The sequence below is a fragment of the Methylobacterium sp. AC433 genome, assembly GCF_979253015.1.
On record NZ_CEEDBN010000002.1, the window covers coordinates 20,374 to 35,486 of the forward strand.

General features: G+C 70.8%; 18 protein-coding genes. 11 read left to right on the forward strand and 7 right to left on the reverse strand.

Annotation, left to right across the window (positions count from 1 at the left end; translation table 11 throughout):
* Positions 1-26 precede the first annotated feature (26 nt).
* Positions 27-1,250, reverse strand: a complete 1,224-nt coding sequence (locus AC0IWM_RS03595) for an NAD(P)/FAD-dependent oxidoreductase (RefSeq protein ID WP_471753128.1) — start codon at positions 1,248-1,250, stop codon at positions 27-29.
* Complete coding sequence (locus AC0IWM_RS03600; protein WP_056465869.1) at positions 1,247-2,203, reverse strand: LysR family transcriptional regulator; 957 nt, start codon at positions 2,201-2,203, stop codon at positions 1,247-1,249. Before AC0IWM_RS03600 ends, AC0IWM_RS03595 begins: the two co-directional genes overlap by 4 nt.
* A 226-nt stretch (positions 2,204-2,429) precedes the next feature.
* Between AC0IWM_RS03600 and AC0IWM_RS03605 the strand changes: the two genes are divergently transcribed.
* Genes AC0IWM_RS03605 through AC0IWM_RS03620 form a run of 4 tightly spaced genes read left to right on the forward strand, consistent with a single transcriptional unit; the run spans position 2,430 to position 5,845 of the window.
* The gene (locus AC0IWM_RS03605; protein ID WP_471753129.1) at positions 2,430-3,491 is read left to right on the forward strand and encodes a class 1 fructose-bisphosphatase; all 1,062 of its coding nucleotides are present in this window, start codon (positions 2,430-2,432) and stop codon (positions 3,489-3,491) included.
* A 29-nt stretch (positions 3,492-3,520) separates the two neighbouring features.
* Complete coding sequence (locus AC0IWM_RS03610) at positions 3,521-4,381, forward strand: phosphoribulokinase (RefSeq protein WP_471753130.1); 861 nt, start codon at positions 3,521-3,523, stop codon at positions 4,379-4,381.
* Positions 4,382-4,412: 31 nt separating this feature from the next.
* A complete protein-coding gene (gene rpe, locus AC0IWM_RS03615; RefSeq protein ID WP_471753131.1) occupies positions 4,413-5,099 on the forward strand; it encodes a ribulose-phosphate 3-epimerase in 687 nt (228 codons plus the stop codon).
* Entirely contained in the window at positions 5,093-5,845 is a 753-nt protein-coding gene (locus tag AC0IWM_RS03620) for an HAD-IA family hydrolase (RefSeq protein ID WP_471753132.1), read from the forward strand. Before rpe ends, AC0IWM_RS03620 begins: the two co-directional genes overlap by 7 nt.
* A gap of 9 nt (positions 5,846-5,854) precedes the next feature.
* Here the strand turns inward: AC0IWM_RS03620 and AC0IWM_RS03625 are convergent, their stop codons facing one another.
* Complete coding sequence (locus AC0IWM_RS03625) at positions 5,855-6,064, reverse strand: hypothetical protein (protein ID WP_471753133.1); 210 nt, start codon at positions 6,062-6,064, stop codon at positions 5,855-5,857.
* Between the two features lie 225 nt (positions 6,065-6,289).
* Here AC0IWM_RS03625 and AC0IWM_RS03630 point away from each other — a divergent pair, with 225 nt between their 5' ends.
* Complete coding sequence (locus AC0IWM_RS03630; RefSeq protein WP_056465880.1) at positions 6,290-7,036, forward strand: YebC/PmpR family DNA-binding transcriptional regulator; 747 nt, start codon at positions 6,290-6,292, stop codon at positions 7,034-7,036.
* An 18-nt stretch (positions 7,037-7,054) separates the two neighbouring features.
* Here the strand turns inward: AC0IWM_RS03630 and AC0IWM_RS03635 are convergent, their stop codons facing one another.
* Together AC0IWM_RS03635 and AC0IWM_RS03640 are read right to left on the reverse strand one after the other, a co-directional pair.
* Positions 7,055-8,521, reverse strand: coding sequence for a methyl-accepting chemotaxis protein (locus tag AC0IWM_RS03635; RefSeq protein ID WP_471753134.1), 1,467 nt, complete (start codon positions 8,519-8,521; stop codon positions 7,055-7,057).
* A gap of 39 nt (positions 8,522-8,560) precedes the next feature.
* The gene (locus AC0IWM_RS03640; RefSeq protein WP_471753135.1) at positions 8,561-8,878 is read right to left on the reverse strand and encodes a hypothetical protein; all 318 of its coding nucleotides are present in this window, start codon (positions 8,876-8,878) and stop codon (positions 8,561-8,563) included.
* Between the two features lie 425 nt (positions 8,879-9,303).
* On the opposite strand from AC0IWM_RS03640, the gene ruvC reads away from it, so the two are divergent.
* Both ruvC and AC0IWM_RS03650 read left to right on the forward strand, forming a co-directional pair.
* Positions 9,304-9,870: a crossover junction endodeoxyribonuclease RuvC gene (gene ruvC / locus AC0IWM_RS03645; RefSeq protein WP_471753136.1), complete on the forward strand. Its 567-nt coding sequence runs from the start codon at positions 9,304-9,306 to the stop codon at positions 9,868-9,870.
* A gap of 85 nt (positions 9,871-9,955) precedes the next feature.
* Positions 9,956-10,726: a hypothetical protein gene (locus AC0IWM_RS03650; protein ID WP_471753137.1), complete on the forward strand. Its 771-nt coding sequence runs from the start codon at positions 9,956-9,958 to the stop codon at positions 10,724-10,726.
* On the opposite strand, the gene AC0IWM_RS03655 is transcribed toward AC0IWM_RS03650, so the two are convergent.
* Positions 10,710-11,363, reverse strand: coding sequence for a YceI family protein (locus tag AC0IWM_RS03655; protein ID WP_471753138.1), 654 nt, complete (start codon positions 11,361-11,363; stop codon positions 10,710-10,712). The genes AC0IWM_RS03650 and AC0IWM_RS03655 overlap by 17 nt on opposite strands.
* Before the next feature lie 159 nt (positions 11,364-11,522).
* On the opposite strand from AC0IWM_RS03655, the gene ruvA reads away from it, so the two are divergent.
* The 3 genes from ruvA to bfr all read left to right on the forward strand — a co-directional run bounded on the left by ruvA (position 11,523) and on the right by bfr (position 13,215).
* On the forward strand, positions 11,523-12,140 hold the full coding sequence (gene ruvA, locus AC0IWM_RS03660; protein WP_471753139.1) for a Holliday junction branch migration protein RuvA: 618 nt from the start codon (positions 11,523-11,525) through the stop codon (positions 12,138-12,140).
* A gap of 257 nt (positions 12,141-12,397) precedes the next feature.
* A complete protein-coding gene (locus AC0IWM_RS03665) occupies positions 12,398-12,655 on the forward strand; it encodes a (2Fe-2S)-binding protein (protein WP_082510703.1) in 258 nt (85 codons plus the stop codon).
* 62 nt (positions 12,656-12,717) lie between these two features.
* Positions 12,718-13,215: a bacterioferritin gene (gene bfr, locus AC0IWM_RS03670; RefSeq protein WP_055947262.1), complete on the forward strand. Its 498-nt coding sequence runs from the start codon at positions 12,718-12,720 to the stop codon at positions 13,213-13,215.
* A 50-nt stretch (positions 13,216-13,265) separates the two neighbouring features.
* Here the strand turns inward: bfr and AC0IWM_RS03675 are convergent, their stop codons facing one another.
* Positions 13,266-13,850: a Uma2 family endonuclease gene (locus AC0IWM_RS03675; protein WP_471753140.1), complete on the reverse strand. Its 585-nt coding sequence runs from the start codon at positions 13,848-13,850 to the stop codon at positions 13,266-13,268.
* A 249-nt stretch (positions 13,851-14,099) separates the two neighbouring features.
* Here AC0IWM_RS03675 and ruvB point away from each other — a divergent pair, with 249 nt between their 5' ends.
* On the forward strand, positions 14,100-15,101 hold the full coding sequence (gene ruvB / locus AC0IWM_RS03680) for a Holliday junction branch migration DNA helicase RuvB (protein ID WP_471753500.1): 1,002 nt from the start codon (positions 14,100-14,102) through the stop codon (positions 15,099-15,101).
* The last annotated feature ends 12 nt before the right edge of the window (positions 15,102-15,113 follow it).

The window sequence follows — 15,113 nt, forward strand, 5'->3', positions numbered from 1 at the left end:
GCGGCGGCCGCCGAGCCCGCGGGGGCTCAGGCGCCCTTCGCGAGGGCCTTCAGGTCGCGGGCCGGATCGGCCGCCTCCTCCGGCGTGAGCGGGAGGCCGAGGCCGAGGATGCGCCGGGCCGCCATGTGGTCGGCGGGCCGGTCCACCGTCTCGACGCCGCTGAGGCGCCCCTGGCGGAAACGGAAGACGGACAGGCCGGTCTCGGACGGGCGCACCACGCTGGAATCGTCGGGCCGCGTCAGGCCGGCGATCTGAAGCTTGTGCGGCCCCTGATCGCTCCAGAACCACGGCACCGCCGCGTAGGCGGCCGGTCGCCCGGTGAGGCGGGCGGCGAGGCAGCGGCCCTGGTCCACGGCGTTCTGCACCGATTCGATGCGCACGGCCTGCCCATCCGCGAAGCGGCTCGGCACCCGGGCGCAGTCGCCGAGCGCCGAGATCGCGGGATCGGAGGTCGCCAGGAAGACGTCGGCGTGGATGCCGTCGCCGACGGCGAGGCCGGCGGCCTCGGCGAGGTCCTGGTTCGGCACGACGCCGATGCCGACGAGGACGAGGTCGGCCTCGATGGCCGATCCGTCGGCGAGCCGGACCCGCGCCACGCGGCCGGCCTCGCCCTCCAGCGCCTGCACCCCGGCCCCGAACGCGAAGCTGACGCCGGCTCCCCTGTGCGCCTGCGTGAAGAACCCGGCGGTCTCGGCCGAGACCGCCCGCGCCATGGGACGGTCCGCGGCCTCGATCACCGTCACGGGGATGCCGGACCCGGCGCAGATCCCGGCGAATTCCAGGCCGATGAAGCCGGCGCCGACGATGGCGATGGCGCGGGCCGCCGCGCGGGCGGCCTTCAGCGCATCGGCGTCGGCGAGCGAGCGCAGCTGGTGCACCCCCGGCAGGTCGGTGCCCGGCACCGGCAGGGCCCGGTTGCGCGCGCCGGTCGCCAGGACGAGGTGATCGTAGGGCAGGGCGCCGCCGTCGCCGAGCCGGACCTGCCGCGCCGCCCGGTCGATCGCGGTCGCGGTCAGGCCGGACCGCTGCGCGATGCGGTGCTCCGCGAAGTAGGAGGCCGGCCGCAGGCACAGGCCGGCCGCATCGGTCTTGCCGGCCAGGTAGGCCTTCGACAGGGGCGGCCGCTGATAGGGCAGGCCCTCGTCGCCCAGCAGCGTGATGGGATCGGCAAAGCCCGCCTCGCGCAGGGAGGCCGCGACCTGGAAGCCGGCCTGGCCGGCGCCGACGATGACGACACCGGCCGCGCTCATGCCTCGAACTCCGCGGTGACGGGGGAAGGGTTCGGCGACAGCCGGAGCTGGGGCAGCCAGCGTCCGCCGTCCTTGGCGATGTAGTCCCAGAAGGCCGCCGCGGCGGGACCGAGCACCTTGTCGGCCCGGCGCACCGCGTACCAGTCGCGCCGGATCGGCAGGCCCTGGACGTCGAGCACCGCGAGGCGCCCGCTCTCGAGCTCGGCCGCCACCGTGTGGGCCGAGATGAGGGCGATGCCGAGCCCCGCCATCACCGCCTGCTTGATGGTCTCGTTCGAGCCGGAATCGATGCCGAGCCGCGCGCGCTTGATCATGACCCCGGCCATGAACTCCTCGAACACCGTGCGCGTGCCCGACCCCTCCTCGCGCACCAGGAAGGATTCCTGGGCGAGGTCGGCCCGGGTCAGCCCGGTGCGGCCCACGAAGGGGTGGTGGGGGCCGGCGATGATGACGATCGGGTGCGGGCCGAAGATCTCGGCCTCGATGGCGAAGTCGCGGGGCGGACGGCCCATGATGGCGAAGTCGATCTCGTAGTTGCGAAGCGCCTCGACCATGTTGCCGCGATTCCCCACCGTGAGGTTGATCTCCACCGCCGGGTGCAGCCCGACGAAGCCCGCGATCACCCCCGGGGCGAAGTACTTGGCGGTGGAGACCACGCCCATCGCCACGCGCCCGCTGCTGCCGCCCTTCAGGGTTTCGAGCCGGTCGGCGCAGGTTTCCAGCACCGTGTTGATGCTGTTGATCGCCCAGAGCATTTCGCGGCCCGCATCCGTGGGTTTCAGGCCGGTGGGCGTCCGGTCGAACAGCATCAGGCCCGCCTCCTCCTCCAGCTGGCGGATGCGGGCGTAGAGCGCGGCCGAGGTCACGTTGAGCTCCTGCGCGGCGCGCGTCATGGTGCCGAGACGGGCGACGGCGGCGACGGCCTGGAGCTGTTTGAGAGAGAGATTGCGCATCAGGCTTTTTTAGTTTTTTTGGAATCGCCCGCAAGTTTTTTCAGAATTCTTTCGGTGATACCATGGGGGCCTGCGCGGCTCCGATGCGCCGCGGGCACTGGTGTCCCCGGGGGCACTCGTGCCAAGGGGCAGAGTGCGATGACGATCCGATCCGGGGCGGCGGTCTGACCCGGGACGGCGGGTCGGTCGGGCCACGCGGCCGGGAATGCAAGAAGGGCGGACATTCATGTCGACGGTGTCTCTGGAATTCGGGTCCACCCTCGCGGACGGCCTCGCACAGACCGTGGCGGCCGATGGGCGGCTCGCCGACGCGGCGGCCGTGATCGCGGCCTGCGCCGAGGCGGCCGTCGACGTCAGCGAGGTGATCGGCCGGGGCATGCTCGGCGGCGCCGACCTCGCCGCCACCGGCGGGAACAACAGCGACGGCGACGTCCAGAAGGCCCTCGACGTGCTGGCCCACGAGCGCTTCACCGAGGCCCTGCGCGGGGCGCCCGTGGCGGTCGTCGCCTCCGAGGAGGCCGAGGGCATGATGCAGATCAACCCCGGCGCGCCGCTGGCCGTCGCGATCGACCCGCTGGACGGCTCGTCCAACATCGGCGTGAACATGGCGGTGGGCTCGATCTTCGGCATCCGCCCCGTGGTGGCCGGTGCCGCGGATTCGATCGCCTCCTTCACCACCCCGGGGACCGAGCAGATCGCCGCCGGCTTCGTCACCTACGGCCCGGCGACCTCCCTCGTCGTCACCCTCGGCCACGGCACGCAGATCTACACCCTGGACCGGGCGGAGCGGACCTTCCGCCTCACCCACCCGCGCCTGGAGGTGGTGGCCTCGGCCAAGGAATACGCGATCAACGCCTCGAATGCCCGGAACTGGGGCGCCCCCGTGAAGGCCTATATCGAGGATTGCCTGCGCGGCTCGGAGGGCCCGCTGGACAAGGACTTCAACATGCGCTGGCTCGGCTCGCTGGTGGCGGATGCCCAGCGGGTGCTCCTGCGCGGCGGCGTGTTCCTCTATCCCGGCGACAACCGGAAGGGCTACGCCCAGGGGCGCCTGCGCCTCCTCTACGAGGCCGCGCCCATCGCCATGCTGATGGAGCAGGCCGGGGCCGGCGCCATCGACGGCGAGCGCCGCATCCTCGACATCAGCGCCACCGGCATCCACGAGCGCGTGCCGCTGATCTTCGGCTCCCTCGACGAGGTCGCCTGCGTGGCCAAGTACTATGACGGCCGCAACGCCGCCGCCGGTCGCTCGCCCCTGTTCGGGCAGCGCGGCCTGATGCGCAGCTAGCGCGCCCGCGCGGGACAGCACGCACACCGATGTCGGCGCGTCACCCCATCATCTCGGTCACCGGCTCCTCGGGGGCGGGGACCACCTCGGTCCGCAACACCTTCGAGCAGATCTTCCGCCGCGAGGACGTGAGCGCGGTCTACATCGAGGGGGATGCGTTCCACGCCTACGACCGCGACACCATGCGGCGGAAGATGGTGGAGGAGCCGAACCTCAGCCACTTCGCCCCGCGCGCCAACCTGCTGCCGGAGCTGGAGGAGGTGTTCCGCACCTACGGCGAGTCCGGGGGCGGGCGCACGCGCCACTACGCCCACGACGCGGCGGACGCGGCCCTCTACGGCACCGAGCCCGGCACCTTCACGCCCTGGGAGGCGTTCCCGCCGGGCTCCGACCTGCTGTTCTACGAGGGCCTGCACGGCTGCGTCGTCGACGACAACGTCGACATGGCCCGCTACGCCGACCTCAAGATCGGCGTGGTGCCGGTGATCAACCTCGAATGGATCCAGAAGCTGCACCGGGACCGCTCGTTCCGGGGCTACTCCACCGACGCCGTCACCGACGTGATCCTGCGGCGGATGCCCGACTACGTGCAGACCATCTGCCCGCAATTCACCTGGACCGACATCAACTTCCAGCGGGTGCCGACGGTCGACACCTCGAACCCCTTCATCGCCCGCTGGATTCCGACGGCGGACGAATCGATGGTCGTGATCCGCTTCAAGGACCCGAAGGGCATCGACTTCTCCTACCTGATCTCGATGATCCAGGGCTCGTTCATGAGCCGCGCCAATTCCATCGTCATCCCGGGCGGCAAGCTCGACCTTGCCATGCAGCTCATCCTGACCCCGATCATCATGCAGCTCGTCGAGCGCAAGCGCCGCATGGCCTGAGCGCGGCCCCGAGGCTCCGGAGAATTCCATCATGAACGGCCCGATCATCTCGCCCTCGATCCTCTCGGCGGATTTCGCCAAGCTCGGCGAAGAGGTGCGCGCGGTGTCGGAGGCCGGGGCCGACTGGATTCACCTCGACGTGATGGACGGGCACTTCGTGCCCAACCTCACCTTCGGCCCGGCGGTGATCAAGGCCCTGCGGCCGCACTCGGCCAAGCCCTTCGACGTGCACCTGATGATCGCCCCGGCGGACCCCTACCTGGCGGCCTTCGCGGAGGCCGGCGCCGACGCGATCTCTGTCCATGTCGAGGCCGGTCCGCACATCCACCGCTCCCTCCAGGCGATCCGCGATCTCGGCAAGCGCGCCGGCATCGCCCTCAATCCGGGCACGCCGGCGAGTGCCGTCGAGCCGCTCCTCGACCTCGTCGACCTCGTCCTGGTGATGACGGTCAATCCGGGCTTCGGCGGCCAGAGCTTCATCCCCTCGACCCTGGAAACCATCCGGCGCATCCGGGCGATGGCGGCCGGCCGGGCGATCGACATCGAGGTCGATGGCGGCATCGGACCCGAGACCGTGGTGGAGGCCGCCCGCGCCGGCGCTAACGCCTTCGTGGCCGGCAACGCGGTGTTCAAGGGCGGGCCGGCCGGCTACGCAGACCGGATCGCGGCGATCCGGGCGGGGGCGGAGGCGGCCGGAGGCGGCTCCCTCTCATGCTGAGGGCGCTGATCTTCGACGTCGACGGGACGCTCGCCGAGACCGAGGACCTGCACCGGCAGGCCTTCAACGGCGCCTTCGCGGATCTCGGCCTGCCCTGGTCGTGGTCGCCCGCCCGCTACGCCGACCTCCTCACCGTGATGGGCGGCAAGGAGCGGCTGCGCCACTACGTCGAGACCGAGCATGCCGACGAGGTCGAGGCCCTGCGCCCGCGCATGGGCGAGATCCACGACCGCAAGACCCGCCGCTACGGCGACCTCGTGGAGGGCGGAAGCCTCGGCCTGCGCCCCGGGGTGGGCCGCCTGATCGCGGAGGCGCGGGCGGCCGGGATCAAGCTCGCGGTCGCCAGCACCACGAGCCGACCCAACGTCGACACCCTGCTGCGCATCAACTTTCCGGCCGGCGACGTCCCCTTCGACGTCATCGCCTGCGGCGACGAGGCCGCGCGCAAGAAGCCCGCCCCCGACGTGTTCGACCTCGCCTTGCGGCGCCTCGCCGTCGCGCCCTCCGAGGCGGTGGCCTTCGAGGATTCCGCCGCCGGCATCCGCTCGGCCCTCGATGCGGGCCTGCCGGTCATCGCCACCCGCAGCCGCTACACCGAGAGCCACCGCCTCGACGGGGCGTTCTCGGCCGTCTCCGATCTCGGCGAGCCCGGCGCGCCGCACCGGCACCTCTCCGGGCATGTCTGGCCGGACGGAATCGTGACCCTGGACGCCCTGCGCGACTGGCACGCGCGGGTCACCGCCTGAGGCCGGGCCTCAGCGCCGCGGGCGCCGTCTCCCGTCCCGTGCCGGCGGCTCGCCCTCGGCGCGGGTCGGAAACAGCACCGCGCCGGCGACCGCCCCGAGCAGGCCCGCGATCCCGAGCCTGAGCCAGCGCGGGGCGGTCGCCGCGTCCCGTCGGTGCCGGGGGCGGGCATTCGCGAGACGGGTCCCGGGGCCGCCCCGGTCGATGGCTTGATCGGTCATCGCCCTACGATAGCGCCCGCGCGCCGGATAGCCACCGGGACGGGCCGCGACACCCGCCTCGGACAGGGCTCGGACAAGGCCGCCACGCTGCGGCGCAGCGTTGTCATCGGCGTGGGCGGCGGCCTATAAGCCGGCCAACCCCTTTCCGTCCGGCATCGCGGACCCGCCGCCCCGGCAACCGGCCCTCGCGATCCGGCTTCGTTCCTACCAGTCTAGGGTCACGTCATGGCCGGCCATTCCCAGTTCAAGAACATCATGCATCGCAAGGGCCGCGTCGACGCGGTCCGCTCGAAGCTGTTCGGCAAGCTCGCCCGCGAGATCACGGTCGCGGCCAAGCTCGGCCTGCCCGACCCGGCGATGAATGCCCGCCTGCGCGCCGCCATCATCGCGGCCCGGGCCGAGAACGTGCCCAAGGACAACATCGAGCGTGCGATCAAGAAGGCCTCGGGGGCCGACGCCGAGAGCTACGACGAGATCCGCTACGAGGGCTACGGCCCCGGCGGCGCCGCGCTGATCGTCGAGGCCCAGACCGACAACCGCAACCGGACGGCCAGCGACGTGCGCTCGGCCTTCACCAAGTCCGGCGGCAGCCTCGCGGAGACCGGCGCCGTCTCCTTCATGTTCGACCATGTCGGCGTGGTCGAGTTCGACGCCAAGGTGGCGGATGCCGACACCATGCTGGAGGCCGCCATCGAGGCCGGCGCCGACGACGTGCGCTCGGACGAGTCCGGCCACGAGGTCACCTGCGCCCAGGAGGCCTATGGCGAGGTCTCGAAGGCCCTGGAAGCCCGCTTCGGCGAGCCGCGCCGCACGGCCCTGGTCTGGAAGGCGCAGAACACCATCGAGGTCGACGACGAGACCGGCGAGAAGCTGATCCGCCTCGTCGAGGTGATCGAGGACCAGGACGACGTCCAGAACGTCTTCGTCAATTTCACCCTGTCGGACGCCCTGATGGAGAAGCTCCAGGGCTGATCGATCGAAGCCCGCCCGTCAGGCGGCCTTCACGGTCTCGAGGAACCGGTTCACCTCGGTGCCGAGGTGATCGGCCTCCTGCGCCAGCTCGGACGCGGAGGCGAGGACCCGGGCGGCCGCTTCGCCCGTTTCCCCGGCCGATTGCGCGACGCCGCCGATGGTGGCCGTGATCGCTCCCGTACCGGTCGCGGCCTCGGCCACGTTGCGGATGATCTCTCGGGTCGCCGATCCCTGCTGGTCCACCGCCGCCGCGATGGCGTCCGCGGTCAGGCTCATGGTCCGGATCTGCGCGGCGATCGCCTCGATGGCCGTGACCGCCTCGCGGGTCGTGCCCTGGATCGCGTTGATCTGCCCCGTGATCTCCTCGGTGGCCCGCGCGGTCTGGTTGGCGAGTTCCTTCACCTCCGCCGCGACCACGGCGAAGCCGCGGCCCGCCTCGCCGGCCCGGGCCGCCTCGATGGTGGCGTTGAGCGCCAGGAGGTTGGTCTGGCCGGCGATGCCGGAGATCATCCCGACGACGTCGCCGATCCGGGCCGCCCCCGTGCTCAGGGCGTGAACCAGCTGGCCGGTGGCGTCCGCCTGGCCCACCGCGCCCTGCGCCATCCGCGCGGATTCCGCGACCTGGCGGCCGATCTCCTGGACCGAGGCGCCGAGCTCCTCGGCGGCGCCGGCCACCCGGTCCACGTTCCGCGCGGCCATCTCGGCGGCGCCGGCCACGGATCCGGCCCGGCCCGCCGTGCCCTCCGCCGTCCCCGTCATGGACCGTGCGGTCGCCTGCATCGCCGCCGCGGCCTGCGTGACCCGGCCGAGGATGCCGCCCACGGCCGATTCGAAGTACTGGGCGGTCTGCTGCATCGCCGCCCGCCGCTGCGCATCGGCCCCCGCCCGCGCCAGGGCGGTCTCCGATTCCAGGGCCTGCATCCGCTCCACCTGCACCCGGATGGCGCCCTCGGACGCGACCTGCGCCGCGAAGGCGGTCGTGATGGTGCGGGCGACCCAGGCCAGCACGCCCGTCTCGAGAACCAGGATGACGGCATGGAGTACCACGCGCGCGAGATCCGCGCTTCGGGGCCCGCCGGGGAAGATCAGCGCCGGCATCGCGATGTTGAGGGCGAGATGGTGGCCGGCGACGGCCGCGGCGCAGGCCACCAGGATGGTCCAGTCGCACCACGCGACGACCACCGCCATGCAGGCGAAGAAGTACATGTGCAGGTCGATCTGCCACGGATGCCCCGCCAGCGCGGAGAGCAGGATCGCCGCCATGCCGATGAGCGACAGGCTGCTGACCAGCCGCGTCGTCAGGCCGGTCGGCGCGCGCCGCCAGGCCAGGGTGCTGAATCCTGCCAGCAGCCCTGCGATCACCAGGGGCACCGTCAGCCCATTGCCGACGAGCCAGGCGCCGAGCCCGATGATCGGCAGGTGCAGCCAGAGGAAGGCGATGAGAAATCGGCCGAAGGTCTGCCGAAGGGTGTCGAGGTTCGTCATCGCCGGGCCGTGTCCGTTGCGGAAGTCTGGTTGCGGGGTTCAGGTCCGGGAAGCGGGCGTGCAGGCCGTCGCGAACCGGGCGTCGACGACGAGCCAGGCCCCGGAGGCATAGAGCCGGGCGACCAGATCGGACGATCCGGCCCGAACCACGAGGACGTTGCTCCAGCCGCCGAGGCGCAGGATGGTGCCGCCCGCCCGCGCCACGATGGCGGCGGCGTCCCGGCCGGGAGGGGCGATCACCGCCACGGTCTCCGACATCGGAACCGCCATCACGCCGACCGGCAGCACCAGGGTCGCGATCGCCGCGAAGCCACCGAGGAGCCGGTTCAGGCGAGGGGAGGGCGCGAGGTCTGACACGAGGACTGCAATCCGCAGGGAATCTGTCCTGTGTTAATACGATAGGATCTTCTAAGAAGCGGTTACGGGCCGTCTTCGTCGGCGGCGCACCGGTCCCTGTGCGAGACTCGTGCTCCGCGAACAATGCCTCGGCCGGTTCTCACAAGGTTCGCTGCGGCGGATCGATCGATGCCGGCCGGCGATTTCGGGGGCGAGACCGGAACGCTTTCGATGCGTCGGTCGAGATCCGCCGGGTTAGACTTGGCTCATCCTGCGATCGTCATTTTCGGCTGCTGATCGGAAAGAGCTCGAGGCGCGACGGGCGGGCCTGCCGGAACCGCCGCGGCAGCGCGGATTGGCATAACGCTCCGTTCACGGTATGTCCCTAACGCTCGGAACGGCGCGATGTTCGCGCCCGGAGCCGCGCCATCCATGATCGTGTCCGCATGAGCGTTCCCGTCCGCATCCTCGGCATCGATCCGGGCCTGCGGCGCACCGGCTGGGGCGTCGTCACGGCCACGGGCACCAAGCTCGCCTACGTCGATTGCGGCGTCGTCACCTCGGACGGGGACCTGCCGCTCGCCCTGCGCCTGCGTGAGCTCTACGAGGGCATCACCCGCATCGTCGAGGCGTTCCGGCCGGACGAGGTCTCGGTCGAGGAGACCTTCGTCAACAAGGACGCGCAGGCCACGCTGAAGCTCGGCCATGCCCGCGCGGTGGCGCTGCTGGTCCCGGCGCTCGCCGGCATGCCGGTGTTCGAGTACTCGGCCAACCTGATCAAGAAGACGGTCGCGGGGTCGGGACACGCCGAGAAGGTCCAGATCCAGGCCATGGTGAAGTTCCTGCTGCCCAAGGCCGAGTTCAAGGTCGCCGACGCCGCGGATGCGCTGGCCATCGCCATCACCCACAACAGCCATCGCGGCGCCCATGCCCTGAAGCGCGAGCACGTCCCCGTGCCCGGGACGAGCAGCCTGGCGGCGGCCCGCATCGCGGCGGCCCTGGCCCGGGGCTGACCGGGCCGGGCCTGGACTCTCCCGGCCCGCCCGTGCAGTGCCTCCCGGCGGAACACGCGGGCGAACCGGGCGGAGAGCGAGGGGAATGGCCGACCAAGGGGCGATGCGCCCGACTCTGCCGATCGGCGACACGCTGCGCGATGGCGGGGCCTCCGGGCTCCGGTCAGTCCGCGCCCTCGGCTCGGCCACGACCGTGGCCTTCGTCGTCGTCCTGGCCAAGGAAGCGGCCCATACGCTGATGGGCGATCCGACGGCCCCCGCCCGCTTCCAGGACGACGTCTTCCTCGTCGATTGCGCCTGCACGATCCTGCTCGCGCCCTACTGGATGGCGATGTTCCGGCTCATCCTCGATGCGGGCGGCTCCGTGCGCGCGGTCGCCGAGGGCCGGGCCGGCCCGTTCCGGGACTTCCTCGCCCTCGAACTTTTCTGGCTCCTGGTCAGCGGACTGCTCGACCGCGCGCTCTCGTCGGACATGCTCGGGCCGGGCCGGCTGATCGTCGGCTTCTCGGCCTGGATCGCCCTGCTGCTCCTGCAGATCCGGACCAGCATGCTGGCGCCCGCCCTGGCGCTGGGCGCGCCCGACGCGACCCTGCGCGCGGTGTTCGCGATGACGCGCGGATCGGCCGCGCGCATCGGCCTGATCCTGATCGCGACGATCCTGCCCCTCGGCCTCGTCGACCGCATGCTGCACGCGCCCGAGCGGGCCGGCGCCGACCTGCCCGCGTTCGTCCTGGCGGTCCGGATCCTCGCCTCCGGCCTCATCGACATGGCCCTGCTCGTCCTGGTGACCGCCCTGCTCGCCGAGATCTACCGGCGGCTGCGGACGGGGGCGGGCGCCCTCACTCCGCGGCCTTGAACTCGCCCTCGATGCGCAGGGACACGTCGTCGCCCAGGAGCGGCAGGAAGGCGCTGATGCCGAAATCCGAGCGCCTGATCACCGCGCGTCCGTCGAAGCCGACCGTGTAGGCCTTGCTGACCGGGTTGATCCCGGCCTGGTTGAAGGTGGCGTCGAAGGCGACCGGCTTCGTCACGCCCTTGAGGGTGAGGTCGCCGTTGACCCGCGCGGTGGTCGGGCTCGTCGGCTCGACGCTGGTCGCGGTGAACGTGGCTTTGGGGAACCTGGCGGTGTCGAAGAAGTCCGGCGCCTTGAGGTGCCGGTTCAGCTGCTCGTTCAGGCCGTTGACGCTGTCGGTGCCGATCGTGACCGTGAGGGTGGATTTCGCCGGCTCCTTCGGGTCGAGCACCGCCTGGGCGGACACGTCGGTGATCTGGCCGTAATAGGTCGAGAAGCCGAGATGGCTCACGGACCAGGTGATCTTGCCGTGGGCCGGATCGAGGACGTAGGCCCCCGGACGCACCTGCGTCGGATCGCTGGAGGGCGCGGCGGGCGGTGCCGCGGCCGGGGTTTCCGCCGCCACGCGCGGGCCGGCGGCGAACAGGAGCCCGGAGGCGAGGAGCAGCGCGGTCTGGCGCATCGGCATCGGGGCGGTCATCCATCTGTGTCGGGCGGGGCGCCTTTGATTTCACGAACGCCGCGCGGCCTCAAGGCGGGGCCGGCGCCGTCGCGACGGGGCGCATGGCGCTCGCGCGCGCCGCCCTGTAGGCATCCGCCGACGGCTGGGCATCCGGCGGCGCGAGGGATGGGCGGGGCGATGATCGGCAAGCTGAAGGGCGTGGTGGATTCCTATGGCGAGGATTTCGTGATCCTCGACGTGCAGGGCGTCGGCTACGTGGTCCACTGCTCCGCCCGGACCCTCCAGCGCCTGCCCGGCATCGGCGAGGCGGCGGACCTGGCGATCGAGACCCATGTCCGGGAGGACATGATCCGGCTCTACGGCTTCCGTTCGGATGCCGAGCGCGAATGGTTCCGCCTGCTCCAGACCGTGCAGGGCGTGGGCAGCAAGGTCGCCCTCGGACTGCTCTCGGTGCTCGAACCCGCGGCCCTCGCCACGGCCATCGCCATGGGCGACAAGGGCGCGGTGGCGCGGGCCCCCGGCGTCGGCCCGCGTCTGGCGGCGCGCCTCGTGGCGGAACTGAAGGACAAGGCTCCGGCCTTCGCGCCCATCGATCCCGCGGTGATCGCGCTGTCGGGCGCGGTCGAGGCCCGCACCGCGCCGCAGCCCGTCGCCGACGCAGTCTCCGCCCTGGTCAACCTCGGCTATGCCCCCGTCCAGGCATCGGCCGCCATCGCCGAGGCCCTCAAGAACGCGGGCGAGGGGGCCGAGGCCAAGACCCTGATCCGGCTGGGACTGCGCGAGCTCGCCCGGTGAGCACGCGCCATCCCTGGTGCACGACGCAATTGTGCCCTTGACGCTTCCGGTCCCCGTTGCCAGTTGGAGGGAAGACAGCTAACCTGCTGAAAGTAAAGCAGTTTTCAACTATTCTAATCTACCCGCCAATCCGATGCACGGGCTCAGCTTTTGCGCTCGGGCGTCGGCACCGCCTCAGTTTCGACGAAGTGGCCGGGTGGAAACCCATCCGGCGGCCTCACCCCACGGCACGAGCCACGCGCGAGTCACGGTCCCGCATGATCGTCTGTTCCTGCAACGTCCTGTCCGATCGCGCGGTGCGCGCCTGCCTGCATCGCGGCCCGGATTGTCCGCGCACGCCGGCTCAGGTCCAGGCCTGCCTCGGCTGCAGCCCGAAATGCGGCCGCTGCGCCCGGACCATCCGCGGCATCCTGCAAAATGCCCTCGACGAGGCCGCGCATGCGTGTACTGCGACTTGCGCGAGCACCTGTAGTTTGGTCAAGGTCCAGACTGCGGAGGAGGGGATCGCCGCCTGAGCGCCCATACCGGGTGCTGAAGCTCCCCTCCGGCTTAACGTGCCTCAAGGGAGATTGGGCGGATGAAGGGTGATGCGAAGGTCGTCGAGTACCTCAATCGGGGACTGCGCAGCGAGCTCACGGCGGTAAGCCAGTACTGGCTCCATTTCCGTATGCTCAACGACTGGGGTTACATCGATCTCGCCAAGTTCTGGCGCAAGGAATCCATCGAGGAGATGAACCACGCGGACCGGTTCGTAGACCGGATCCTGTTCCTCGACGGCTTCCCGAACCTGCAGGAACTCGACCCGCTGCGGATCGGCCAGAACGTGCAGGAGATCATCGAGTGCGACCTCGCCGCCGAGAACGAGGCGCGCGCGCTCTACCTCGAGGCGGCCAAGTACTGCGACTCGATCAACGACCGCGTGTCGAAGCGCCTGTTCGAGGATCTGGCCGAAGACGAGGAGGGCCATATCGATTTCCTCGAGACGCAGCTGGAGCTGATCGGCCAGATCGGCCTGCCGCTCTACGCCCAGAAGCATATCGGCGGCCTGGAGCCGATCGCTCCGGAAGCCGAGTGAGGTCGAAGTGATGGGGCGCCGGGCCCGTGCCCGGCGCTTGCTCGGCCGGCTTACTCGGCCAGGACGCGATAATAGACATCGCGCAGGGGCAGCGCGGATTGGATCGTCGAGAGTTCGAGGACTTCGTCAAGGCCGTCGATGACCCGGAAGCCGCCCCACCGCCCTTCGACGCGGTCGAACACTTCGAGATGCGGTCGGTCCCGTGCCACGAGCACGTAATGCTGAAGCGAGGCGAGTTGCTGATAGACCGCCCACTTCCCGAAGCGATCCCGCGCCTCGGTCCCGGGTGCGAGCACCTCGACCAGAACCGTGGGATTCTCGACCGAGGTCGCGCCCGGTTCGATGTCGCCGCAGACGACGAGCACGTCCGGAAGCATCGCGGCCTCCAGGGGCTTGCTCTTCATGTAGAATGTCTCGGTGAAGGTCTGGCAGGACGATCCCCTGGCACGGAAACCAACCTCCAGGCCCAGGGCGATGTTCTGAACGATGCGCGCATGCTCCCAGCGCGCACCGACCATCATCCGGACCACGCGCCCGCCGATCAGCTCCCAGCGCTCGTTGCGGGGCTTGTCGGCCAGCAGTTCCTCGAAATCGTCGAGGGCCATCCATTCGAACTCGTGCGGTGCACCGGCCACGGCAAGCTCTCCCGCTGCGACGAACCGGCGCCCCACACGCTCCGCGCGGCGATGGGAATGTAGCGCGAACGGCGCCTTTATGCGACATCGGCCAGGAGAACAGATGATGGACGCGGGCGCCGCCGCCCGCCACCGAGAGTCCGCGTGAGCAAACCTCCGAGACCCGCCTCGAAGGCGTCGGCGCCCAAATCGCCGACCCTCCAGCCCCTTCCCGAGTCCCTCCTCACGCCCGAGCGGCGCGAGGACGACCTGGAACAGTCGATCCGACCCTTGAGCCTGTCCGAATTCATCGGGCAGCGGGCCGCGCGCGCCAACATGAGCATCTTCATCGAATCGGCCAGGAAGACCGGTTCGGCCCTCGACCACGTGCTGTTCGTCGGGCCGCCCGGCCTCGGCAAGACGACGCTGGCCCAGATCGTCGCCCGCGAACTCGGCGTGAACTTCCGCTCCACCTCAGGCCCGGTCATCGCCAAGGCGGGCGACCTCGCCGCCCAGCTGACCAACCTGGAAGAGCGCGACGTGCTCTTCATCGACGAGATCCACCGCCTCAACCCGGCGGTGGAGGAGATCCTCTATCCGGCCATGGAGGATTACCAGCTCGACCTCATCATCGGCGAGGGGCCGGCCGCCCGCTCGGTGAAGATCGAGCTGCCGAAATTCACCCTGGTCGGGGCCACCACCCGTGCGGGCCTGCTGACCACGCCGCTGCGCGATCGCTTCGGCATCCCGATCCGGCTGGAATTCTACGACGTCGACGAGCTCGAGCTCATCGTCAGCCGCGGCGCCCGCGTGCTCGGCCTCGGCATGTCGCCGGAGGGCGCCAACGAGATCGCCAAGCGCGCCCGGGGCACGCCCCGCATCGCCGGGCGCCTGCTGCGCCGGGTGCGCGACTTCGCCATCGTGGCCGATGCGCCGACCGTGACCCGGGCCATCGCCGACCGGGCGCTGCAACTCCTCGACGTCGATCCGGCCGGTCTCGACGTGATGGATCGCAAGTACCTGACGATGATCGCGACGTCCTTCAACGGCGGCCCGGTCGGGATCGAGACCATCGCCGCCGCCCTGTCGGAGCCGCGCGATGCGATCGAGGACATCATCGAGCCGTTCCTGATCCAGAAGGGCTTCGTCCAGCGCACCCCGCGCGGGCGCATGCTCACCCCCCACGCCTTCCGCCACATGGGCTTTCCCGAACCCCGCCGCGAGCCGAGCGGACAGTTCGGCCTGTTCAATTCCGACGATCCGGACGCCTGAGCCCGGGCGCGC